The sequence below is a fragment of the Streptomyces sp. 8N616 genome (assembly GCF_052246385.1).
Classification (GTDB): Bacteria; Actinomycetota; Actinomycetes; order Streptomycetales; family Streptomycetaceae; genus Streptomyces.
In genome coordinates, this window is the sequence record NZ_JBQQBY010000028.1 from 1 (window position 1) to 23,024 (window position 23,024).

At 69.4% G+C, this 23,024-nt stretch carries 17 protein-coding genes and 1 pseudogene; 8 read left to right on the plus strand and 10 right to left on the minus strand.

Annotated elements, in window-relative coordinates; genetic code table 11:
* The 3 genes and pseudogenes from ACTWQC_RS24190 to ACTWQC_RS24200 all read left to right on the plus strand — a co-directional run.
* A pseudogene (locus ACTWQC_RS24190) lies at positions 1–1,301 on the plus strand (hypothetical protein); the annotation flags it as partial.
* A gap of 443 nt (positions 1,302–1,744) precedes the next feature.
* Entirely contained in the window at positions 1,745–2,305 is a 561-nt protein-coding gene (locus tag ACTWQC_RS24195; protein ID WP_443317897.1) for a transposase, read from the plus strand.
* A gap of 209 nt (positions 2,306–2,514) precedes the next feature.
* Positions 2,515–2,679 (plus strand): hypothetical protein, encoded by a 165-nt coding sequence (locus tag ACTWQC_RS24200; protein ID WP_443317898.1) that lies wholly within the window; start codon positions 2,515–2,517, stop codon positions 2,677–2,679.
* A gap of 32 nt (positions 2,680–2,711) precedes the next feature.
* On the opposite strand, the gene ACTWQC_RS24205 is transcribed toward ACTWQC_RS24200, so the two are convergent.
* Entirely contained in the window at positions 2,712–4,310 is a 1,599-nt protein-coding gene (locus ACTWQC_RS24205; RefSeq protein WP_443317899.1) for a purple acid phosphatase family protein, read from the minus strand.
* Positions 4,311–4,439: 129 nt separating this feature from the next.
* On the opposite strand from ACTWQC_RS24205, the gene ACTWQC_RS24210 reads away from it, so the two are divergent.
* From ACTWQC_RS24210 to cimA, 3 genes are all read left to right on the plus strand, one after another.
* Positions 4,440–5,483 (plus strand): 3-isopropylmalate dehydrogenase, encoded by a 1,044-nt coding sequence (locus ACTWQC_RS24210; protein ID WP_443317900.1) that lies wholly within the window; start codon positions 4,440–4,442, stop codon positions 5,481–5,483.
* Between the two features lie 355 nt (positions 5,484–5,838).
* Positions 5,839–6,942, plus strand: a complete 1,104-nt coding sequence (locus ACTWQC_RS24215; protein ID WP_443317901.1) for a branched-chain amino acid aminotransferase — start codon at positions 5,839–5,841, stop codon at positions 6,940–6,942.
* Positions 6,943–7,849: 907 nt separating this feature from the next.
* On the plus strand, positions 7,850–9,463 hold the full coding sequence (gene cimA / locus ACTWQC_RS24220) for a citramalate synthase (RefSeq protein ID WP_443317902.1): 1,614 nt from the start codon (positions 7,850–7,852) through the stop codon (positions 9,461–9,463).
* A 70-nt stretch (positions 9,464–9,533) separates the two neighbouring features.
* Here cimA and ACTWQC_RS24225 read toward each other — a convergent pair whose 3' ends face one another.
* On the minus strand, positions 9,534–10,157 hold the full coding sequence (locus ACTWQC_RS24225; protein ID WP_443317903.1) for a YceI family protein: 624 nt from the start codon (positions 10,155–10,157) through the stop codon (positions 9,534–9,536).
* Between the two features lie 347 nt (positions 10,158–10,504).
* Here ACTWQC_RS24225 and ACTWQC_RS24230 point away from each other — a divergent pair, with 347 nt between their 5' ends.
* Together ACTWQC_RS24230 and ACTWQC_RS24235 are read left to right on the plus strand one after the other, a co-directional pair.
* Positions 10,505–12,088, plus strand: a complete 1,584-nt coding sequence (locus ACTWQC_RS24230; RefSeq protein ID WP_443317904.1) for an acyl-CoA carboxylase subunit beta — start codon at positions 10,505–10,507, stop codon at positions 12,086–12,088.
* Between the two features lie 28 nt (positions 12,089–12,116).
* Positions 12,117–12,317, plus strand: a complete 201-nt coding sequence (locus ACTWQC_RS24235; protein WP_443317905.1) for an acyl-CoA carboxylase epsilon subunit — start codon at positions 12,117–12,119, stop codon at positions 12,315–12,317.
* A 116-nt stretch (positions 12,318–12,433) separates the two neighbouring features.
* Here ACTWQC_RS24235 and ACTWQC_RS24240 read toward each other — a convergent pair whose 3' ends face one another.
* The 8 genes from ACTWQC_RS24240 to ACTWQC_RS24275 all read right to left on the minus strand — a co-directional run bounded on the left by ACTWQC_RS24240 (position 12,434) and on the right by ACTWQC_RS24275 (position 22,692).
* Positions 12,434–13,012 carry a GTP-binding protein gene (locus ACTWQC_RS24240; protein WP_360846600.1) on the minus strand — a complete coding sequence of 193 codons (579 nt, stop codon included), beginning with the start codon at positions 13,010–13,012 and terminating at the stop codon, positions 12,434–12,436.
* Positions 12,993–13,571 (minus strand): DUF742 domain-containing protein, encoded by a 579-nt coding sequence (locus ACTWQC_RS24245; protein ID WP_443317906.1) that lies wholly within the window; start codon positions 13,569–13,571, stop codon positions 12,993–12,995. Before ACTWQC_RS24245 ends, ACTWQC_RS24240 begins: the two co-directional genes overlap by 20 nt.
* Before the next feature lie 96 nt (positions 13,572–13,667).
* Positions 13,668–14,081: a roadblock/LC7 domain-containing protein gene (locus tag ACTWQC_RS24250; RefSeq protein WP_098749732.1), complete on the minus strand. Its 414-nt coding sequence runs from the start codon at positions 14,079–14,081 to the stop codon at positions 13,668–13,670.
* 10 nt (positions 14,082–14,091) lie between these two features.
* The gene (locus ACTWQC_RS24255; protein ID WP_443317907.1) at positions 14,092–17,226 is read right to left on the minus strand and encodes a nitrate- and nitrite sensing domain-containing protein; all 3,135 of its coding nucleotides are present in this window, start codon (positions 17,224–17,226) and stop codon (positions 14,092–14,094) included.
* 331 nt (positions 17,227–17,557) lie between these two features.
* A complete protein-coding gene (locus ACTWQC_RS24260; protein ID WP_443317908.1) occupies positions 17,558–18,139 on the minus strand; it encodes a GTP-binding protein in 582 nt (193 codons plus the stop codon).
* Positions 18,120–18,527 carry a DUF742 domain-containing protein gene (locus ACTWQC_RS24265; protein WP_443317909.1) on the minus strand — a complete coding sequence of 136 codons (408 nt, stop codon included), beginning with the start codon at positions 18,525–18,527 and terminating at the stop codon, positions 18,120–18,122. Before ACTWQC_RS24265 ends, ACTWQC_RS24260 begins: the two co-directional genes overlap by 20 nt.
* Before the next feature lie 148 nt (positions 18,528–18,675).
* The gene (locus tag ACTWQC_RS24270; RefSeq protein ID WP_443317977.1) at positions 18,676–19,089 is read right to left on the minus strand and encodes a roadblock/LC7 domain-containing protein; all 414 of its coding nucleotides are present in this window, start codon (positions 19,087–19,089) and stop codon (positions 18,676–18,678) included.
* 9 nt (positions 19,090–19,098) lie between these two features.
* Entirely contained in the window at positions 19,099–22,692 is a 3,594-nt protein-coding gene (locus ACTWQC_RS24275; RefSeq protein WP_443317910.1) for a nitrate- and nitrite sensing domain-containing protein, read from the minus strand.
* Positions 22,693–23,024 lie beyond the last annotated feature (332 nt).

Consider the following 23,024-nt stretch of genomic DNA (forward strand, 5'->3'; position numbering starts at 1 on the left):
TCGAGGACGTTCCGAAGAACCTGCGGAAGCTGAAGAAGTCCTATGACTTGGCCGGGGACGCTTTGGCGGCGTACTGGCCGGAGTTGGAGAAGGCGCAGGACGATTCGAAGCGGGCGCTGGAGAAGGGGCGGGAGGCGCGGCGGGATCTGTCGACGGCCAATACGCGTCTGGAGTCGGCGAACGACTGGGTGGACCGGGCGGGGAAGAAGGCCGAGGAGTTCGAGGACTCGGGCAAGAAGAAGGATGTTCCGCCGCCGGATGAGAAGGAGGTCCGGGCGGCCACCCGTAACCACACGCAGGCCCAGGAGTCCCAGCGCGACGCGCAGACGGCTGTCGACAACGCCCAGTCGGCGCTGGACGCGGCGAAGAAGATGGCCGCGGATGCCAAGAAGTTGCGTGAGGACGCGGCGACGAAGGCGGAGAAGAAGCTGGAAGAGGCCTCCGACGCGGGGACTGAGAACCGTAGTTGGTGGGAGGAGGCGGTCGACTGGGTCTCGGACAACTGGGACACCATTGTCGCGGTCTGCAAGGTCGTCGTCGCGATCGTCGGCATCATCGCCATGATCATCGGCGGCCCGATCCTGGCAGCCATTGTGGTCGTCGCTGCCCTGGTCGTTCTCGCCGATACGATCAACAAGTACCTCAAAGGCCAGGCCACGCTGCTGGATGTGGCTTTTGCCGCCTTGGACTGTATCCCCGGGATGAAAGGGATCACGTCTCTCGCAAAGCTGAACGAACTGCGGAAAGCAGGCGGGATGCTGAAAATTGGCTCACACGCACTTACGTCCCTTCGGTCAGGGATGGCCAACATGGCGTCCCTGGTGCGGGCCGGCGGCCGGGGAACCCGCACGATCCTGCAAACCGGCGGGGAGTTGCGTCGAGTGCGGGGCGACGCTGATTTCTTCAGCGATTGGGCAGATGAAGCCTACGATATGATTCGTGCGTCTGATGATGTGGACTCGGTTGCTGCGACTGCCGCCGAACACGGATTCTCGCGTACGGACATATCTCAAATCAAGAGTCACCTCTTCGAAGAGGAACACTTGCTGGATAGTTACGGAGAGGCTTACCGGGGTAGATTTGATGCCAACCCGCGAATAGCGGAAGCTTGGATGAGGCTTAGGGACGGAAACCCGCATTCCGCGGATATCGATCTGCTCCGTCATGAACTTCATGAATCGAACCACATGAGGAGTACCGGAAACCCAAGCTACCGGGAAGCCCACCAGGCGACTAACGACGCTGGACGCACATGGGATCCAGAAGCTGCCGCTCGCGATGGATTCGGCCGAAGGATCTGACAGGGAGCATTCGATGGCACTTTCGTTTCACGCATCACTGATCGGTAGCTCGCGGGGGGTGCATCTGTACCGCGTCGTTCTGGACGGGGGAAGGGTCTCACACCTAATCCTTCGGGAGGTCGGCCAGGAGATACTCTCGGCAAGCGCTTCTGGGGAGCCCAACGGGGGAATGAGGATGACCCTCCAGGATGGCAACGTGGAGTCCCCGGCCGAAGAAGAGGGGCGAGAGGAATTCGCGCTCGTCTCCACTCATATTCGGTCCCAATGGCTTAAGACGGGTACGCCTCCCACGGAGGTCAGGAAGTTCTTCGGCTGAGCTGTCGGCTTGAGGAAATGCAGCTCGCACCCCGCTTGTCGCCATCTCGCTGTGGCTGACGAGCAGTTTCGAGCCGCTAGCGGAGCATCGCCCGGATCGGTCAGGTGCCCCGTGCAGTCTGGCCCCGTTGCCAGCGGCGGCCACCTGCCCCAACGGCGTCACCTCCGGCAGCTGGAAACACGGCAAGTCCCGGCAAGGACTGCCCGTGATCCGTATCGCCTTCCGCAAGAGCGACTACGAGGCCTGTCCAGCGCTGCGGGAATGTGTCAGTTCTGCCACTGGGGTCCGCCGGGAGCTGACCGTCCGTCACCGTGAGGACCACGAAGCCGTCCGCCGGGAACGGACCAGGCAGCAGACCCACGAATGGAAAGAGCGCTACATGATCCGCGCGGGGATCGAGGGCACGGTCTCCCAGGCCGTCCACTCCCACGGCCTGCGCAGATCCCGCTACCGCGGCTTCCCCAAGACCAGCCTCCAGGCCAGCTCACCGGCGCCGCGATCAACCTCACCCGCATCGATGCCTGGCTCACCGACACTCCCCGAGCCCGCACCCGAACCAGCCGCCTCGAAGCACTTCGCCCCGCCTGAAGGCAGACGGGGCGAAGCAACAGGACCCCAATCAACCAACAACATCGCGCAATACAGGCGGGCCCATCCGTGTGATCTGTGCCGCCGCCGTCTCAGATAGTAGGAAGTCCGAGTAATTGTGCAGACAGCCACGCCCGGCTGTCCTAACTTTGTAGGAGCCGAACGTCTCGCTCGATCCAGCGATCGGCGGGTGAGGGCCGGTGCTCCTTCGCAGGTGATCCCTGTTGCGCCCTGGCTCCCCGCCTCTCCGGCCACCTCCCACGCACTCTCGGGGATCTTCTTCGCTCTGGTTATTGGAGACGTGCACCCATGAACGAGACCACCCGCAAGCTCCGCCACCGCGCAGCCCTCCCCCATGGCCTTAGGGGCATGGGCGTTACCCCCATCGCCGACAGCGTCGCCCGCAAGAACGCCGCCGCCGCCCTCCAGCGGGCGCTTGACCGGCGGGACAACGGCGGCGCCACCGGGCACTGACCCCGGCCGCGGCCGAGGTGTCAGCGTCCGCGTTACGACGTACCGCGGACGATCTCGAACGCGTCGATGCGCTCGCCGCTCTCCGCCAGCGCCGTGACCTTCAGCTTCGGTTGCGCCCCCGGCTCCGCCTCCACCGCGAGGAACGAGAACCCGGTGTAGCGGACTCGCGACCACTCCACCGTGTCCGGGTCCGGCAGGCGCGGCTTCGTCCAGTGGAAGGTCAGGATGTGGTCATGGTCGTGGACATGGCCCTCGTAGCTGTCCTTCACGCCCACACCGAAGCTGTAGAGCTCCTTGCCCGCGCCGCCCGCCGTCACGTAGACGATGCCGTCGCGCTTCGGGTCCGTCGTCGCGCCGATCGGCACGGGCTTGCCGACCTCGCCGCCCTTGATCGCGTCGGTGCGCTCGTAGACGTGGTTGTGGCCGTTGATCACCAGGTCGACCTGGTGCTTCTCGAAGAGACCGACCCAGGCGTCCCGCACGCCGCCGTCCGAGGCGTGCGTGCTCGTCGAGTACGCGCAGTGGTGGAAGAAGACCACGATGAAGTCGATCCCCGGGTCGGCCCGCAGCGCGCGCAGGCGCTTGTCGAGCCACGCCGTCTGCTTGCCGTTCGTGTAGCCCTGGTTCGCCGGGATCTCGTACGAGACGTCGTTGGCGTCGAGCGCGACCACGCCCACGTTCCCGTACGTGAAGGAGTAGACGCCCGGGGCCTGCGCGGCGTCCGGGCCGTTCTCCGGGAGGGACCAGCGGGCGGACTGGCCGCCGTAGCCGTTGGGGGAGTACCACGCCTCCATGTCGTGGTTGCCGGTGGTCACCATCCACGGCACGCTCGCCGCCACCGACTCCGTCTGCGCCAGGAACTGGTCCCACACACGGGCGTCGTAGGTGTCCGACTCCTCGCCGTGGCCGGAGGAGTCCGCGTAGCAGATGTCCCCCGCATGCAGGTGGAAGGACGGGTTCTGACCCAGGATCAACTGATCGTTGCCGAGCGCGTCGTAGCTCACGCCCTGATCGCCGAAGGCCGTGAAGACGAACTTCTCCGCGCCCGCCGGGGCCGTGCGGAAGGAGCCGATCGTGGACAGCCGGCTCGCCTCGGCCGGGTCGAAGCCGTCGTGCCCGACGCCGTAGTAGTACGTCGTCCCCGGGCGCAGGCCGTCCAGCGCGGCGTGCAGGTAGTACTGGTCCACGGCCGGGAGCTTCTTCGACAGCGAAGGCGTGTGCAGATCGCGCACCTCCGCCTCGACCTTCCGGCTGAGCTCCCAGGGCTTCAGCCCCACGCGCACGTACGGCCGCCTGACCGCGAACGGCACCTGCCAGGAGATCCGCATCTGGGTCTTCGGGTCGGCGCCGAAGGCCAGATGACGGCCGAAGGGGGCGACCAGCGAGCCGTCGACCTCGGCGGTCGCGGGGGCGGTGACCAGCGTGGGCGCGCCCGCGCTCGCGGTGCTCGCCGAGCCTGCCAGCACGCCGATGCCGCCGGCCGCGCCCGCCGTCGCGACTCCCCCGATCAGCGCGCTGCGGCGGGACACCTTGCGGTGCGACACCTTCGTGCGCAGGTACTCGTGCTGCTCCGGCATGCTCATCCGGCGCTGCAGGTGCTCCGGAATCCCGACGCGTGGGGTATCAGTCATGCCGAATAACTTGCCAGTAACTTCCAACTCCCCGCCATACAGCGGGTGAACTGGAGTCGACCGGAGCGTCACCTGTCCGGATGGCGGACATAACGTGTCGATCAATGGGACGAAGAGTAGGGTGCGACCATGTCTCGCAGCATCGATCTCGCAGTGATCCCCGGTGACGGCATCGGCCAGGAAGTCGTGGCCCAGGGCCTCAAGGTCCTCTCCGCCGTCCTCCCGCAGGATGTGAAGCTGGAGACCAGGAAGTACGACCTGGGCGCCCGGCGCTGGCACGCGACCGGCGAGACCCTTCCGGACGCGGAGCTGGAGTCCCTCAAGCAGCACGACGCCATCCTGCTGGGCGCGATCGGCGACCCGTCCGTGCCGTCCGGCGTGCTCGAGCGCGGGCTGCTGCTCAAACTCCGGTTCGCCTTCGACCACTTCATCAACCTGCGCCCGTCGAAGTTGTTCCCCAGCACGGCGACGCCGCTGGCCGGCCGCCCCGACATCGACTTCGTCGTCGTCCGCGAGGGCACCGAGGGCCCGTACGTGGGCAATGGCGGCTCGCTGCGCACCGGCACGACCGCCGAGGTGGCCACCGAGGTCAGCCTCAACACCGCGTACGGCGTGGAGCGGGTGGTCCGGGACGCGTACGAGCGGGCGAAGGCGCGGCCGCGCAAGAAGCTGACGCTCGTGCACAAGAACAACGTCCTCGTGCACGCGGGCCACCTCTGGAAGCGGATCTTCGACAAGGTCGGCGAGGAGTACCCCGAGGTCACCACCGACTATCTGCACGTGGACGCGGCGACGATCTTCTTCGTCACACAGCCCGAGCGGTTCGATGTGATCGTCACCGACAACCTCTTCGGCGACATCCTCACCGACCTCGCCGCGGCCGTCACCGGCGGCATCGGCCTCGCGGCCTCGGGCAACATCAACCCCACCCGCGCCTTCCCGTCGATGTTCGAGCCGGTCCACGGCTCCGCGCCGGACATCGCGGGCCAGGGCAAGGCCGACCCGACGGCGACGATCCTCTCCGTCGCGCTGCTGCTCGAGCACCTCGGGTACGCGGACGAGGCCGCCCGTATCGAGGCCGCAGTCGCCGCGGACCTCGCCGATCGGGACTCCGCGAAGCCGCGCACCACCGACGAGATCGGCGACGCGCTCGCCGCCCGAGTATCCGGCTGATCAGCCGGGAGCCCGCCGCTCACCGGCCCTCGTCCCTCTCCAGGGACGGGGGCCGCTGTGCGGTCTCGTACACGCGCCAGCCCACCCGGCCGGTCAGTGACCCATCTCGCACATACCTCGCGGCTGACGGCCCGGCCCGCTGACAACGGCGGTGCCGGGTGCCACCATCGACCCAGGGCCGCGCTGCCGAGCCCGCCGAGGCCCCTGTTTTCCCCTGCGGCACGATTCGCGATAATCGGACGAGGGCCGCACCTCGGGGGGAAGCTCGGACGTCCTAGCATCGCCGGAGGCGAATCGCTACGGCGGAGGCGACGCGAGCGGTCCGCCACGATCTCACGGTGAAGGACACGCAGACATGACGACCCCCTCGATCGAGCTCAAGCCATCCTCGCACCCGCTCTCCAGTGACGAGCGGGAAGCGATCCTGGCCAACCCCGGTTTCGGCCGCCACTTCACCGACAACATGGTGACGATCAAGTGGACGGAGGGGCGCGGCTGGCACGACGCCCAGCTCGTGCCGTACGCCCCGATCTCGATCGACCCGGCCAACATGACGCTGCACTACGCGCAGACGATCTTCGAGGGGCTCAAGGCGTACCGCCAGCCCGACGGCAGCGTCGCCACTTTCCGGCCCGAGGAGAACGCCAAGCGCTTCCAGACGTCGGCCCGCCGTCTCGCCATGCCCGAGCTGCCCGTCGAGACCTTCATCGCCGCCTGCGACGCGCTGGTCACGCAGGACAGGGCGTGGGTGCCGAGCGAGGGCGAGCAGTCGCTCTACCTGCGGCCGTTCCTGTTCGCCACCGAGGTCGGGCTCGGCGTCCGGCCCTCCAACGAGTACCTCTTCATGGTCATCGCCTCGCCCGCCGGCGCGTACTTCCCCGGCGGCGTGAAGCCGGTCTCCGTCTGGCTGTCCGAGGAGTATGTGCGGGCCGCGCCCGGCGGCACCGGAGCGGCGAAGGCGGGCGGCAACTACGCGGCCTCCCTGGTCGCCCAGGCCCAGGCCGCCGAGCACGGCTGCGACCAGGTGGTCTGGCTGGACGCGATCGAGCGCCGCTGGATCGAGGAAATGGGCGGCATGAACCTGTACTTCGTGTACGGGGAGGAGGACGGCAGGCAGCGGATCGTCACGCCTGAGCTGTCCGGCTCGCTGCTGCCCGGCATCACCCGCGCCTCGCTGCTGCAGATCGCCGCCGATCTGGGCTACGAGGTCTCCGAGGGCCGGATCTCGGTGGAGGAGTGGCGGGAGGGCAACGCGGACGGTTCGCTGACCGAGGTGTTCGCATGCGGTACGGCGGCCGTGATCACCCCGGTCGGCTCGGTGAAGTCGACCCGCGCGAACTGGACGGTGGGCGACGGGCAGCCGGGCGAGGTCACGATGAGGCTTCGCAAGGCGCTGCTGGACATCCAGATGGGCCTGGCTCCGGACACCCACGGCTGGATGCACCCCCTGGGCGGTTGACCGGGTCGTTGACGCTCCGCTGAGGAAAGCGGGTTGAAGGGCGCACCCGACGATCGTCGGGTGCGCCCTTCTGCGTACGTCACACCGTACGGACCGGATCGCGGAAGGGGCCGCCGAGCTGTCCGCTTCGAGCGCAGAGACCGGGCGGGGGTGCCCGCCGTCAGGGCGGTGTACGCGACACGGTCGGCGAGGCGCCCCGCCGGGCGATTGAGCAGGCGCCCGGGTGCTCGGCCCCGAGGACGTGCTGCCTGGTGTCGCGGACGTGGTCACCGAGGTGCATGTGGACACCGTCTGCCAGGGAAATGGCGCTGCACCGCGGAGCCGCCTGCGGCTACCTGGGCGTGCCGGGGTGCACCTGGCGCACGTGGCGTCCGGCCAGGAGGCGTAGAGGCGAAGGGAGTTCACCCTGTGGGCGTTCAAGCGGAGGAGGAGACGGAGTGACCGTCATCGATCCACGCGACTACGCCGCGGTGCACGGGCCGCGCCCGCGGTATGACCGCGGGAGCCACCGGGGGGAATGAGGAAGTGGTGTTCGGTCCCGCTCGCCCCCCCGCAAGCGCCGGCCCCCGTCGCCGCTGATTTCCGGCGCCGCGCCCACATCGTGAGACCTTGCCCCGCTCGCAGCCGTTCCGTGCAAGACTGCCCCCGTGCTCTCGTTCGCCATGATTATTGGCAGGGCGCGCCGGTCCGCAGTGACCGCCCCGTAGTACCAGCTTCGGAGCGGGCACCGTGTCCCAAGACCCGCGCGCAGACCTCTCGCACCCGCGAGGGGTTTTTTCGTTTCCCGGCCCACTCACGCCGGACGCGGAGCGCAGGGGGACCATTGAGGGACGGTGGAGCCGGATTCCCCCGGCGTTCGGCTTGGGGAACCCCAGGTAGACCGAGATCCAACAGGAGTCAGATCAGCATGACGGACGCAACCGGTCCCTCTTCCCCCGGGGACGACTTCCACGTCTTCGACACCACGCTGCGCGACGGCGCGCAGCGTGAGGGCATCAACCTCACCGTCGCGGACAAGCTGACCATCGCCCGGCACCTGGACGACTTCGGCGTCGGTTTCATCGAGGGCGGCTGGCCCGGCGCGAACCCCCGGGACACCGAGTTCTTCACCCGCGCCCAGGCAGAGATCGACTTCAAACACGCCCAGCTGGTCGCCTTCGGCTCGACGAGGCGGGCAGGCGTGGTGGCCGCCGACGACCCGCAGGTGCAGGCGCTGCTCGACTCCGGCGCCCCGGTGATCACGCTGGTCGCCAAGTCGCACGACCGCCATGTGGAGCTGGCCCTGCGGACCACGCTCGAGGAGAACCTCGCGATGGTGCGGGACACCGTCTCCTACCTCCGCTCCCAGGGCCGCCGCGTCTTCATCGACTGCGAGCACTTCTTCGACGGCTACCGGGCGAATCCGGGGTACGCCAAGGAGGTCGTGCGCACCGCATCCGAGGCCGGGGCGGACGTGGTGGTGCTGTGCGACACCAACGGCGGCATGCTGCCCGCCCAGGTCCAGGCCGTCGTCGGGACCGTACTGGCCGACACCGGCGCCCGGATCGGCATCCACGCCCAGGACGACACCGGCTGCGCCGTCGCCAACACGCTTGCGGCCGTCGACGCCGGCGCCACGCACGTCCAGTGCACGGCCAACGGCTACGGCGAGCGGGTGGGCAACGCCAACCTCTTCCCGGTCGTCGCCGCGCTCCAGCTGAAGTACGGGCGCCAGGTGCTGCCCGCGGGCGCGCTGGAGGAGATGACCCGGATCTCACACGCCATCGCCGAGGTCGTCAACCTGACCCCGTCCACGCACCAGCCGTACGTCGGGGTCTCCGCCTTCGCCCACAAGGCCGGTCTGCACGCCTCCGCCATCAAGGTCGACCCGGACCTGTACCAGCACATCGACCCCGAACTGGTCGGCAACACCATGCGGATGCTGGTCTCGGACATGGCCGGCCGCGCCTCCGTCGAGCTCAAGGGCAAGGAGCTCGGCATCGATCTGGGCGGGGACCGGGAGCTGGTCGGACGGGTCGTCGAGCGGGTCAAGGAGCGCGAGCTCGCGGGCTACACGTACGAGGCCGCCGACGCCTCCTTCGAACTTCTGCTCCGCGAGGAGGTCGAGGGCCGGGCCCGGCGCTACTTCCGGATCGAGTCCTGGCGGGGGATCGTCGAGACCCGCCCGGACGGCACGCACGCCAACGAGGCCACGGTGAAGCTGTGGGCGAAGGGCGAGCGGATCGTCGCCACCGCGGAGGGCAACGGCCCGGTGAACGCCCTCGACCGGGCGCTGCGGGTGGGGCTGGAGCGGATCTATCCGCAGCTGGCCAAGATGGAGCTGGTGGACTACAAGGTCCGCATCCTCGAGGGCACGCACGGCACGGAGTCCACCACCCGCGTGCTGGTCTCCACGAGCGACGGCGCCGGCGAGTGGTCGACGGTCGGTGTGGCGGCCAACGTCATCGCCGCGTCCTGGCAGGCGCTGGAGGACGCGTACACCTACGGGCTGCTCCGCGCGGGAGTCGAGCCGCAGGAGTAGGTCGTACGAGGAGGTCTCAAGGCCGCCACGCGGCCTTGGGACCTAAGGACTTCGGGCTGGCGGCCCGCGTTCACGCAGCCTGCGGCGCGGACTTGATCGCGGAGATGTCGAAGGCGAGCTTGACCTTGTCGCTGACCATGACGCCACCGGTCTCCAGGGCGGCGTTCCAGGTCAGGCCCCAGTCGGAGCGGAGGATCTCGGCGCGGCCCTCGAAGCCGACGCGCTCGTTGCCGTAGACGTCGGTGGCGGAGCCGTTGAACTCCAGGTCGATGGTGACCGGGCGGGTCACGTCCTTGATCGTCAGGTCGCCGGTGATCCGGTAGTCGTCGCCGCCCGCGTGCTCCGCGGCGGTCGAGCGGAAGGTCATCAGCGGGAACTTCTCGGCGTCGAAGAAGTCGCCGCTCCGCAGGTGGCCGTCGCGGTCCTCGATGCCGGTGTCGACGCTGGCGATGCGCACGTCGATGGAGGCGCCGGAGCGGGACGGGTCGCTGCCGTCGAGCCGGAGCGTGCCGTCGTAGTCGCCGAAGGCGCCACGGACGTTGGTGACCATGGCGTGGCGCACCGTGAAGCCGATGCTGCTGTGGGCCGGGTCGATGGTGTAGTCGCCGGTCAGGGCGGCGAGGGCGGACTCCGCGTCGCCTGCGGCTGGGGTGGCGGCGGGGGCGTCATCGCGCTTGCGGTTGAACAGAGCCATGAGATTCTCCAGGGGGCCGGTTCTTTAATCTTCAACGACAGGCCCACTTTAGGGGCATGTTGTTCAATATTCAACATCGAGCAAAGCCCGGATATTCCTTGGCCGCCGGAGGTGCGAACCGGACCCCCGGGGTCCGTGTTCCACACGCATGGCTGTACGGTCTCCATCACATGAACGCGGGGGACATGGCGGACCACATTTGTGGAGGGTCAACAGCGCCAAGCCGCTCCAGTAGTGGCGACTGGGTCTAAAGGTGGTGGTTCTGTCCAAGGGTTCCAGGAAAACCGCTGGGAGACTGTGAGAAGTCGACGGACCCTTTTCGGGGTCCCTTTTCGTAGGGTCAGTACATGACCCTTCTCGACGAGTCGCCCACCGAGGCGAGCGATGCCCGTGGGCGAGTGGCCGAGCTTCACGCGATCCGTGAGCAGGCCCGCCGCGGTCCCAGTGACCGGGCCACCGAGGCTCAGAAGGCCAAGGGCAAGCTGACCGTCCGCGAGCGTATCGACCTCCTCCTCGACGAGGGGTCGTTTCATGAGGTGGAGCCGCTGCGCCGGCACCGCGCGACCGGCTTCGGCCTCGAGGCCAAGAAGCCGTACACCGACGGTGTGGTCACCGGCTGGGGCACGGTCGAGGGCCGCACGGTCTTCGTCTACGCACACGACTTCCGGATCTTCGGCGGCGCGCTGGGCGAGGCCCACGCCACGAAGATCCACAAGATCATGGACATGGCCATCTCGGCCGGAGCCCCGCTGGTCTCCCTCAACGACGGCGCCGGGGCCCGTATCCAGGAAGGTGTCTCCGCGCTGGCCGGCTACGGTGGCATCTTCCAGCGCAACACCCGCGCCTCCGGCGTCATCCCGCAGATCAGCGTGATGCTCGGCCCGTGCGCGGGCGGCGCCGCCTACTCCCCGGCCCTGACCGACTTCGTCTTCATGGTCCGCGAGACCTCGCAGATGTTCATCACCGGGCCGGACGTGGTCAAGGCCGTCACCGGTGAGGAGATCAGCCAGAACGGGCTGGGCGGCGCCGATGTGCACGCCGAGACCTCCGGGGTGTGCCACTTCGCGTACGACGACGAGGAGACGTGCCTGGCCGAGGTGCGCTACCTGCTGGCGATGCTCCCGTCCAACAACCGGGAGAACCCCCCGGCGGTGTCCTCCGAGGACCCCGCCGACCGCCGTTCCGACGAGCTGCTGGACCTGGTCCCGGCCGACGGCAACCGCCCGTACGACATGCGCAAGGTCATCGAGGAGCTCGTCGACGACGGCGACTACCTCGAGGTCCACGAGCGCTGGGCCCGCAACATCATCTGCGCCCTGACCCGGCTCGACGGCCAGGTGGTGGGCATCATCGCCAACCAGCCGCAGACCCTCGCCGGCGTCCTGGACATCGAGGCGAGCGAGAAGGCCGCACGCTTTGTCCAGATGTGCGACGCCTTCAACATCCCCATCGTCACCCTGCTCGACGTCCCCGGCTTCCTGCCCGGCGTCGACCAGGAACACGGCGGCATCATCCGGCACGGCGCCAAGCTCCTCTACGCCTACTGCAACGCCACCGTCCCCCGCATCTCGCTGATCCTGCGCAAGGCCTACGGCGGCGCCTACATCGTCATGGACTCCCAGTCCATCGGCGCCGACCTGACCTACGCCTGGCCCACCAACGAGATCGCCGTGATGGGCGCAGAAGGCGCGGCCAACGTCATCTTCCGCAAGCAGATCGCCGAGGCCGACGACCCCGAAGCGATGCGGCAGAAAATGGTCAAGGAGTACAAGGCCGAGCTGATGCACCCCTACTACGCGGCCGAGCGCGGCCTGGTCGACGACGTCATCGACCCCACCGAGACCCGCGCCGTCCTCATCCACTCCCTGGCCATGCTGCGCACCAAGCACGCCGACCTGCCTGCCCGCAAGCACGGCAACCCCCCGCAGTAACGCGCCGACGAAAGGCACGAGACCCACCATGAGTTCCGAGAACTTCCTGCGCGTCGAGAAGGGTCACGCGGAGCCCGAGGAGCTGGCCGCGCTCACCGCGGTCCTGCTCGCCCGCGCCGCCGGCAGCGGCCACCACCGCGCCCCGGCCCGCCCGCACCGCTCGGCCGCCCGCTGGCGCCGGCTGGAGCGCCAGTCCGGCTTCCGCGCGCCGCACAGCTGGCAGCGCTGAGCCACCACCGGCGCGCCACGGCTCGGCGCTCCACGTTCGACGCGAAGGGCCACGTTCGACGCGAAGGGCCCCGCAACTCCGAGGAGTTGCGGGGCCCTTCGCAGGTTCGCGGGGGGTTACCGCAGCCGCGCCATCAGCGCGTGCTCGACGAGCGTGATCAGGGCGCTCTTGGCCTCGCTGCGGTGCCGGGCGTCCGTGGTGATGATCGGGGCGTCCGGGCCGATCTGCAGCGCCTCGCGGACCTCTTCCGGCGTGTACGGCTGGTGCCCGTCGAAGCCGTTGAGGGCGATGACGAAGGGCAGACCGCTGTTCTCGAAGTAGTCGACCGCGGGGAAGCAGTCGGCGAGACGGCGGGTGTCGACCAGCACGACCGCGCCGATGGCGCCGCGGACCAGGTCGTCCCACATGAACCAGAAGCGGTCCTGTCCCGGCGTACCGAAGAGGTACAGGATCAGGTCCTGGTCCAGGGTGATACGGCCGAAGTCCATCGCCACGGTCGTCGTGGTCTTGTCCGGCGCGTGTGTGAGGTCGTCGATGCCCGCGGAGGCGGAGGTCATCACGGCTTCGGTGCGCAGCGGGTTGATCTCCGAGACCGCGCCGACGAACGTGGTCTTGCCCACGCCGAAGCCGCCCGCCACCACGATCTTCGCGGAGGTGGTGGAGCGGGCTGCACCGCTAGAGCTTCCGAAGTCCACTGAGCACCCTTTCGAGCAGTGTCACGTCTGGCTGACCACCGGCGGCCGCGTCGCCGCCGGGCTGATGGATGGCTACGAGCCCGGCCTCGGCCAAGTCGGCGACGAGGATTCGGGCGACGCCGAGGGGGATGGTGAGCAGGGCGGAGATCTCGGCGACGGACTTGATCTCCCGGCAGAGGTGGCAGATGCGCTGGTGCTCCGGCAGCTGCCCCTGCAGCTGGTTGGGCGCCGCCGTCGTGTGCACCAGCGCCTCAATCGCGAGCTGGTAGCGCGGCCGGGTCCGGCCGCCCGTCATCGCGTACGGCCGGACCAGGGGATTCGAGCTGCCGCCCGCCGGGGACGGCTGCGCGGCGGGGCGCTGCGGCTGCACCGGCTGGATGCGCGGTACCGGCGGGTCGTACGGCTCGTAGTGCTCGGGCTGCTGGCGCTGGTGGCGACGCGGCGGCGGCGTCGGACGGCTCGGCGTGGAGGGGAAGTTGAAGCGGTTCGGCTGCTCACCACCCTGCGGATGAGGCTGCTGACCACCGCCATACGGGTAGCCGCTCGGGGGTGTTGCCACGTTTCTCCTCCTCCAACTGCCTGTCTGCCGGTCCCTGCTGAGGGTCCGCGCCACCGCACCTTATGGCGCGGTGGCGCGAAACGCACTGCCTATCTGCTAGTTGAGAAGGCTTCCTTGCAGTTCGGCGCGCAGATCCGGGGTCAGGACGCTGCCCGCGCGGTCGACAAGGAGCGCCATCTCGTAACCCACGAGACCGATGTCGCACTCGGGGTGGGCGAGAACGGCCAGCGAGGAACCGTCGGAGACGGACATGATGAAGAGGAAGCCGCGCTCCATCTCCACGACGGTCTGGTTGACCGAGCCGCCTTCGAAGATGCGGGAGGCGCCGGCCGTCAGCGAAGTCAGGCCGGAGGCCACGGCCGCAAGCTGGTCGGCGCGGTCGCGCGGGAACCCTTCGGACATCGCGAGAAGGAGTCCGTCGGCGGAGACCACCACGGTGTGGGACACACCTGGGGTGTTGTCCACGAAGTTGGTGATCAACCAGTTCAGGTTCTGCGCCGCCTGGCTCATCGGGCTCACACTAACGCTCCTGATCGTAGGTGCTGCCGCCGGGGCCGAAGCCCTGGCCGTTGGTGTTCGTCCCTGCGTTGCGTCCCTGCTGGACCCCTCGCCGCAGGTTGCTCAACCTGCCGCGGACGTCCTCGGGAGCGCGGGAGACCTGGGGGCCGCCCTGCGGGGTCTGCTCTGCGGTGCCCTCGACCAGGTTGGCCTTGGGCACTCGCCGGGGGAGTCCGGACGGAGTGACTCCGCCGGCCTTGGGGTCGCGGAGCTGCTCGGCACGCTTCCAGCGCTCGTCGTTCGCCGAGCGCCAGTCGACGCCGCCCTCCTGCCGCTGGTCCTGCGGGGCCTGCGGGGTCTGCTGGACCTGCGGGACCTGCCCGGTCCGCTCCGCCTCCTCGGGCTGCTGCCACGCCTTCTCACGGCGCGGCAGGCCGGCGCCGGTCAGGGAGTGGGTGCCGCTCGAGGTCGGACCCGGACGGTCGAAGGCTACCCGCTCAGGGGCTTCCGCGGGACCCGCCGGAGATTCCGATTCCGCTCCGTATTCCGGCTCGTAGCGGCTCTCGTACGAGGCGGGCGCATCCCAGTCGCTCTGCTGCGGCACGCCGTCGTACTGGGCGTACGCCCCGTGCCCGTTGGTCGAGGGCTCGCCGTAGGCCGTCTCCTGATAGCCGCTCTGCTGGTACCCGCCGTCCTCGTACCCGGATTCCGGATAGGCGGCTCGCGGGAACTCGGCGGTGTCGTAGCCGCCCTGAGCGTCCTGGTAGCCGCCCTGCTCGGTCTGGTCCTGGTACGTCTGGTCCTGGTACGTCTCGTCCTGGTAGTTCTGGCGCTCGGCGGCCGCGGTCTGCGCCTCGAGCTGCGCACGCCGCTCCTCGCGCATCAGCGAGCGGCCCACCGGGTCGAGGTCCCGGGCGTCGTCCGGCACCTCGTAGCGGCTGTCGTCGAAGCCCAGCTCGGCCGCGGTGCGCATGGGCGCCTGCGGCGGGTAGCCGTTGTACGACGGCTGCCCCTGCTCCGGCATGATCCGGGAGACCGTGAAGTCGTCCTGGGGGATCTCCTCGCCGCCACCGCCGTGGGTGATCGCCTCCGGGAGCATGACCAGCGACGTCGTACCGGCCTGCTCGCCCGAGGGGCGCAGCTGGACGCGGATGCCGTGCCGGTCGGCCAGCCGGCCGACCACGAAGAGGCCCATGCGGCGCGAGATCGCGGCGTCCACGGTCGGCGGGTTGGCCAGCTTGTGGTTGATGTCCGCGAAGTCCTCGGCGGTGAGGCCGATGCCCTTGTCGTGGATCTCGACCATGACCCGGCCATCGGGCAGCCGGGTCGCGGTGACCCGCACCTTCGTCTGTGGAGAGGAGAACGTGGTGGCGTTTTCCAGCAGCTCGGCGAGCAGGTGCACGAGGTCGGTCACGGCGGTGCCGTGGATCTCGGTCTCCGGGACGCCGGTGAGCTCGATCCGCTCGTACGCCTCCACCTCGGAGGTCGCGGCGCGCAGCACGTCGATGAGCGGGATGGGCTGGTTCCAGCGGCGTCCGGGCTCCTCGCCCGCGAGGATCAGGAGGTTCTCGCCGTTGCGGCGCATACGGGTCGCCAGGTGGTCCAGCTTGAACAGGCTCTCCAGCTGGTCCGGGTCGGCCTCGTTGTTCTCCAGCTCGGTGATCAGCGTCAGCTGGCCCTCGATGAGGCCCTGGTTACGGGTCGAGAGGTTGGTGAAGATCGCGTTGACGTTGCCCCGCAGCAGCGCCTGTTCGGCGGCGAGCCGCACTGCCTCGCGGTGCACCTGGTCGAAGGCGCGGGCGACTTCGCCGATCTCGTCCTGGCTGGTGATCGGGATCGCCTGGACGCGGGTGTCCACGCGGCCCGGGTCCGTACGGGACAGCTGGTCGACCAGCATCGGCAGCCGCTGCTCGGCCACGTCGAAGGCGGCGTTGCGCAGCTGCCGCATGCTGCGGCTCATCGAGCGGGCCATCAGCCCGGCGATCACGAAGGCGACGAGCAGGGCGATGATCACGATGGCGCCGTTGACGATGGCGTCCCGCCTGGCGTCGTCGGAGATCTGCGCGGCCTCGTTCACGGCCTTGTCGATGAGGTCCTGCTCGACCGCGCGGTAGGCGTCGAACTTGCCGGTCGCCGTGGCGAACCAGCTCTCCGTGGTGATGCCCTGCGTCTTGAGGTCCTTGGCGCCGGCGCCCCGGCCGATGGCTTTGACCATGTCCGCCATCTCCGGCGGCTTCACGAACGGCACGCCCGCGGCCTCGGCCTTCTGCTGGGCCTGCGCGACCTGCTTCTTGCCCTTCGCCTGCGCGGCCGCCATGGCCTTCTTGAGGGCGGTCTGGTCCGCTTCCGTGCCACCGGATATGTACTCGGCGAGGGCGATGTTCTCCAGGTACGCGTACGAGGTGAAGGCGGTGATCTGGGTGCTGCGGTCCTTGGCGCCGGGGCCGGGCTTGACCAGCAGGTGGGTGCCGATGGAGCGCTGAAGCGATTCGGCGCCCTTGGCCAGGGAGATCGCGTAGACCGTGCGGCCGTAGCTGGTGATGTTGCCGGTGCCGAGGCCGAGCTCGTTGGCGAACTCCAGCAGCGGGTGCTGGACGAGGGTGTAGCCCTCTTCGGTCTTCACGGCGTTCAGCACGGGGCTGTAGGCGCCCTGACGGAGCCGGGGGAGCTGGTCCTCGACGTCCCGGAAGGCCTTGAGCCGCCGCTGGAGGCCAGGCCGGTCCGGCATGTCCTCGACGGCTGCCTCGAACTCCTGCCGCGCGCTGTCGCTCGCGGCGTGTGCGTCGGCGACGATCTTGCTGTCCCGGTCTCCGCTGAGGAGCGGAACCGCGGTGCGGTCACGCTCGTCAATCAGAGCGTGGCCGTACGTTTCTGCGGCCCGGACGAGGCGGGCGGTGCGCTCGGCGTCCTGTGCTTCGCGCCAGGTCTCGATGGAGCTGTTGACCTGGAAGCCGCCGAAGACGAGGGCGACGAGCACGGGTATGAGCAGGATGGCGTTCAGCCTGGTGGGCACTCGCCAGTTGCGGGGGGACAGCCGGCTGCCGCTCGCGGGGGCGATGTCGGGCACGTCGGCGGGAGACGCCGCTGTGCGCGACGGCGGGCTGAAGTTGCCTCGCGACGTTTGTTGCGACGCGGGGCCGGGCTTGCTTCGCCTCACTCGACCAACAACCTCTCGGCGTCGGCACCCAAGGGTGTGCCGTTGACTTTCTTCGGCCGTGACTACTCGGCAGTTCAAGGAATTGCAGCACGTCAGGGGCGTGCATTCCAAACACTGGGAGGTGGCCGTTCCCGAGGAGATAAGGGTGAGATAAAAGGGGCATCAAGGGCGAGTTCCGACAAAAAGCAGGCTGATCGTGAGCACAGCGAAGCCGCCCGGATGCATCGGGTGTTGACCGCTGAACAATTCTCTGTCGAAACGTTATGAACACATCGGCGGGCCGTGTCAAAAGACAGGGCCCGCCGGTCGATCAACTTCCGCTCCCAGCCGCCTACTTGAGACGCGCCATGAGGGCGTGCTCGACGAGCGTGATCAGGGCGCTCTTGGCCTCGCTGCGGTGCCGGGCGTCGGTGGTGATGATCGGGGCGTCCGGGCCGATCTGCAGCGCCTCGCGGACCTCGTTCGGGCCGTACGGCTGGTGGCCGTCGAAGCCGTTGAGGGCGATGACGAAGGGCAGACCGCTGTTCTCGAAGTAGTCGACCGCGGGGAAGCAGTCGGCCAGCCGCCGCGTGTCCACGAGCACGACCGCGCCTATCGCGCCGCGCACCAGGTCGTCCCACATGAACCAGAAACGGTCCTGTCCCGGCGTCCCGAAGAGGTACAGGATCAAGTCCTGGTCCAGGGTGATACGGCCGAAGTCCATCGCCACGGTGGTGGTGGTCTTGTCCTGGACGTGGCTCAGATCGTCGATGCCCGCGGAGGCGGAGGTCATCACGGCTTCGGTACGCAGCGGGTTGATCTCCGAGACCGCGCCGACGAACGTGGTCTTGCCCACGCCGAAGCCGCCCGCCACCACGATCTTCGCGGAGGTGGTGGAGCGGGCCGCCCCGACGCTAGAGCTTGCGAAGTCCACTGAGCACCCTTTCGAGCAGTGTCACATCCGGCGTACCGCCGACCTCGTCTGCGCCGCCCGGCTGGTGGATCGCCACCATCCCGGCCTCCGCCAGGTCGGCGACGAGGATCCGCGCGACGCCCAGCGGGATCGCCAGCAGCGCGGAGACCTCGGCGACGGATTTGACCTCGCGGCACAGGTGGCAGATGCGCTGGTGCTCAGGGAGCAGCCCGCCCAGCTGGGCCGGATCGGCGGTGGTGCTGACCAGGGCCTCGATGGCGAGCTGGTAGCGCGGCCGGGTCCGGCCCCCGGTCATGGCGTACGGCCGCACCAGCGGCTGGTCGCCATCGTCCCCGTACGACGCGTCCTGGTAGGCGCCGTACGGGCCGGGCGAATGGGGCGGGGTCATGAGTCCTCCGGGCGGGACAACGGTCGTCGTCTGGCGTGGCCGGTGGGGGGAGATGCGATCGGCCGGACGATAGCGGTCGGTTGACTGTACGTCGGACGGTCGTAACGGTCAGTCGGTTCGGTCAGATCGGTCACGTGGGTCATGGCGTTCAGTTGAGAAGGCTTCCTTGCAGTTCGGCGCGCAGATCCGGGGTCAGGACGCTGCCCGCGCGGTCGACGAGGAGCGCCATCTCGTAACCCACGAGACCGATGTCGCAGTCCGGGTGGGCGAGAACGGCCAGGGAGGAGCCGTCCGAGATGGACATGATGAAGAGGAAGCCGCGCTCCATCTCCACGACGGTCTGGTTGACCGAGCCGCCTTCGAAGATGCGGGAGGCGCCGGCCGTCAGCGAGGTCAGGCCGGAGGCCACGGCCGCAAGCTGGTCGGCGCGGTCGCGCGGGAACCCTTCGGACATCGCGAGGAGCAGTCCGTCGGCGGAGACCACCACGGTGTGGGACACACCTGGGGTGTTGTCCACGAAGTTGGTGATCAACCAGTTCAGATTCTGCGCCGCCTGGCTCATCGGACTCAACTAGCGCTCCTGCTGGTAAGTGGGGCCGTAGCCCTGGTTGTTACTGCCGCGGCCGTCCGTGCCGGCCTGGCGGCCGCGCTGGATGCCCCGTCGGAGGTTGGTCAGCCGCCCGCGCACATCGTCGGGCGCGCGCGACACCTGGGGACCTGTGGGGTGGGTCTGCTGAGCCGCGGTGCCCGCGACGAGGTTCGCGCGCGGCACCCGGCGCGGCAGTCCCGATGTGGTGACCCCGCCGGAGGCGGGCTGGCGGACCCGCTCGGCCTGGCGGCCGAGCTCGTCGTTGGGCGACGAACGCCAGGAGAAGTCCGCGCCGTTCTGGCCACGGGCGGGCTCGCGCCGCGGCGGGGCGGGCGGCTGCGGCGGGGCGGGCGGCTGCGGGGGAATGGGGGACACGGGGCGCCCTGCGGACTGCGGCGGTACGGACCGGGTGTCAGGGCCGGACCGGGTGGTGTCCGTGCCCTGCGGCTCGCCGTGCCGTTCGCTGTCCCGGCCACCGCCGCGGAACCAGTCCGACTCCAGGGTGTCGAAGAGCGGCGTACGGTCGTCGCCCGGGCCGGTCGCGGGCGGCAGCGAGTCCAGCTCGGACGGCGGCAGCGCGTACTGCCCCGTGGTCTGCGACTGCTCCTGCGGGGAGTTGTAGTCCGGGCGCTCGAACTGCGCGGTCGACTCGACATCCTCGTGGCCGCGGGGAGTGTCGGCGGTGTCGCGGGGAGCCGTGGTCGGCCAGTCGTCGGCACCGGCCTCGCGGCGGGCGCCCCAACTGGTGCCCTGCTGACGGCTGCCCGGGCCGCCGGAACCGCCCGGCAGCTCGGGAGCGGGCTCGCGCGGCGGCAACTGCGGCCGGCCGTCCCGGCCGGAGCCGGAGGCCGGGCCACGGTTAGCGCCCTGACCGCTTCGACCGCTCTGACCGCCTTGGCCCGGACCACTCTGGCCGCCCGGGCCGCCCTGGCCGCTTGCCGCACCGGCCCGCGGCGGCAGTGCCACGGGACGTCCCGGCGGGCCGTCGGCGCGGCCCGGTCCGGACGGGGGCGACCCCGTACGGCCGCCCGAACCGGGGGCGTTGCCCGCGCCCGTACCGAAGCGGCCTCGGTCGCGGCCCGGTCCCGCGCCGCGGCCGGAGGGCGGGCCGCCGAAGGAGTCGGGGGCGTCGGAGCCGAAGTTCGCGGCCGGGCCCGCGGGGTCGCCGGAACCCGTGGTGGAGCCCGTACGGCCCGCGGGGCCCGTGGGGGCGAACCCCGAGCCCTCGCGCGCGTCGGAGGAGTCGTCGGAGCCGCCTGGGCGGCCGCCCGGGGCGAAGGCGCCGCCCGGTGCGCCGGAGTCGCCGCGGCTCGGGAGCGCGGCGCGCGCGCCGCCGCCCGACACCTGGCCGCGCGGAGTCATGCCTGCGAGGCGGCTGGTTCCGGGGGCGGGGGCGTTGCCGGAGGCGCCCGTGGGCGCTCCCGGCTTGCCGGCGGCCTTGGCGCCGCCCTGGGCGACGTCGACGGGCAGCATGACGAGCGCGGTCGTACCGCCGGAGTCCGAAGGGCGCAGCTGGATACGGATACCGTGCCGCAGGGACAGCCGGCCGACCACGAAGAGGCCCATGCGGCGGGAGACCGAGACGTCCACCGTCGGCGGGCTGGCGAGGCGCTCGTTGATCGCCGCGAGGTCCTCGGGCGAGAGGCCGATGCCGGTGTCGTGGATCTCGACCAGCACGCGCCCGTCGGGCAGCGCGTGTCCCGTCACCTTCACCTTGGTCTGCGGGGACGAGAACGACGTCGCGTTCTCCAGCAGCTCGGCGAGCAGGTGCACGAGGTCGTTGACGACCCGGCCCGCGACCTCGGTCGCCGGTACGGCGCTCAGCTCGATCCGCTCGTACTGCTCCACCTCGGAGGCCGCGGCGCGGAGCACGTCGACCAGCGGCACCGGGCGGGTCCACCGGCGGCCCGGCTCCTCGCCCGCGAGGACGAGGAGGTTCTCGCCGTTCCGCCGCATACGGGTCGCGAGGTGGTCGAGCTTGAACAGCGAGGACAGCTGGTCCGGGTCGGCCTCGCGGCTCTCCAGCTCGGAGATCAGCGACAGCTGGCGCTGGATGAGGCCCTGGCTGCGGCGCGAGAGGTTGGTGAACATCGCGTTGACGTTGCCCCGCAGCAGCGCCTGCTCGGCGGCGAGGCGGACCGCCTCGCGGTGCACGTCGTCGAACGCCGCGGCCACCTGGCCGATTTCGTCCCGGCTGTGCACACCGACCGACTCGACGGAGGTGTCCACGTCCTGCGGGTCGGACTCGGAGAGCTGCTTGACCAGCTCGGGCAGCCGCTTCTGTGAGACCTCCTGCGCGGTGTCCTGCAGCCGGCGCAGCGAGCGCACCATGGAGCGGGCCACGACGAACGCGCCGACCAGCGAGACGCCCAGGACGAGGAGGATCAGGACACCGTTGATGATGGCGACCTGCTGGGCCTCGGAGCGCAGCTCCCGGGCCTTCTCCTCCATCTCGGAGAGCAGCGTCTGCTCGATCCGGGACATCTCGTCGATCTTGGTGCTGTCCTGGTCGTACCAGTCCTTGTACGAGCGCTTCTCGCTGGAGATCTGGCCGTCGGTCTTCAGGACCCGGGCGGCGTAGGTGTCCGCCAGGATGATCTCGGAGTTGCCGCCGTCCTCCAGTGCCTGCAGCAGCTCCTGGGAGCTGGACTTGCCGTCGTAGACCTGGATGAACTGGGCGAGGGAGGACTCCTCGCTCTGCTGCGCCGATTGGCCGAAGAGCCGGTCGTTGGCCGACAGCTTGGGCTTGGGCTCGTGGGCCAGGCCCGCGGAGATGACCGCGCGCTGGATGGAGGCGAACTCCTTGGCGGAGGAGAACGCGGCGAGGGCGCGGGTGGAGCGGATCATCTCGCTGTTGCTGGTGGCCTGGGCCATGTCCTGGGACAGCGAGAGCAGCGAGTTGATGAGCTCGTTGTAGCTGGAGACGGTCTGCGCGACGTAGTCGGCGTCATCGTACGCGTTGGCGCGGATCGTCTTGATCTTCTCGAGCTGCTTGAGGATGTTGACCAGCGAGGAGTTGACGCCGACCAGTTCCTCGGAGTTGGAGGCCTCGATGTCCTGGGTGGCCTCGCGGAACGATTGCTTGGCCCGGTCGGTTTTGATCCGGGGGTAGCGGACGTCGTCGTTCTTGGCGTCGTTCTGGGCCAGCGGGCCGGCCGAGTGGTCGCGTTCCTCCTGGAGCGCGGACGCCAGTTCGGTCGCCTGTTTGGTCATCTCCGTCAGCAGCTTCATGTTCTCGAGCTGCTGGAGGTTGTCCATCGAGCTGTCGATGCGCAGCGCGCCCAGCGTCGTCGCAGCGACGACGGGCAGGGTCAGCAGGGCGACCAGGCGGGTGCTGATGTGCCAGTTGCGCAGGGCCATGCGCGAGCCGGGGCCCGGTAGCGGTTTGGGCTGCGGGCGGGCGTCGGATTCACCGCCGCCCTGCTGCGCGCCCGTGTGTACGGGGCTCGTGGAGCCCGTGTTCTCCGGCGTAGCGCCGGTGCCCTGGACACGCTGGGGTGAGGAGCCACGGTCGGTCCCACCGCGCGGCTCCGGGTCCGCCGCAGCGCTGCCATCCCTCTTGAAACGTCCCTGCACTAGCGTCGCAACCTCTGGACCAGGCGCCCCTCCGCGCGAGCGGCGGGACGGTGTCGAGTCATTGTGGGGAACAGTGGCCCCGGCGGTCCGTGGAATTCCAGCACAGTGCCGGATCTCCAACAAGGGCGGCGGGTGAGAGCGTGACACAGATGACGCTGAGTGCGGGGGGAATGACGGGACGTGGATAGCGAAGCCCGCGATAACGGACTTTTTTCCATGAGTCGCACACCACGGACGGGTGTCCCAGTAGCGGTGATCGGGAGCGGAACATTCGCTTCAGTGCGCATTGCCCGATTCGGGTGGCTGTAAAAGGCGACCGTTATGCGCGTTTT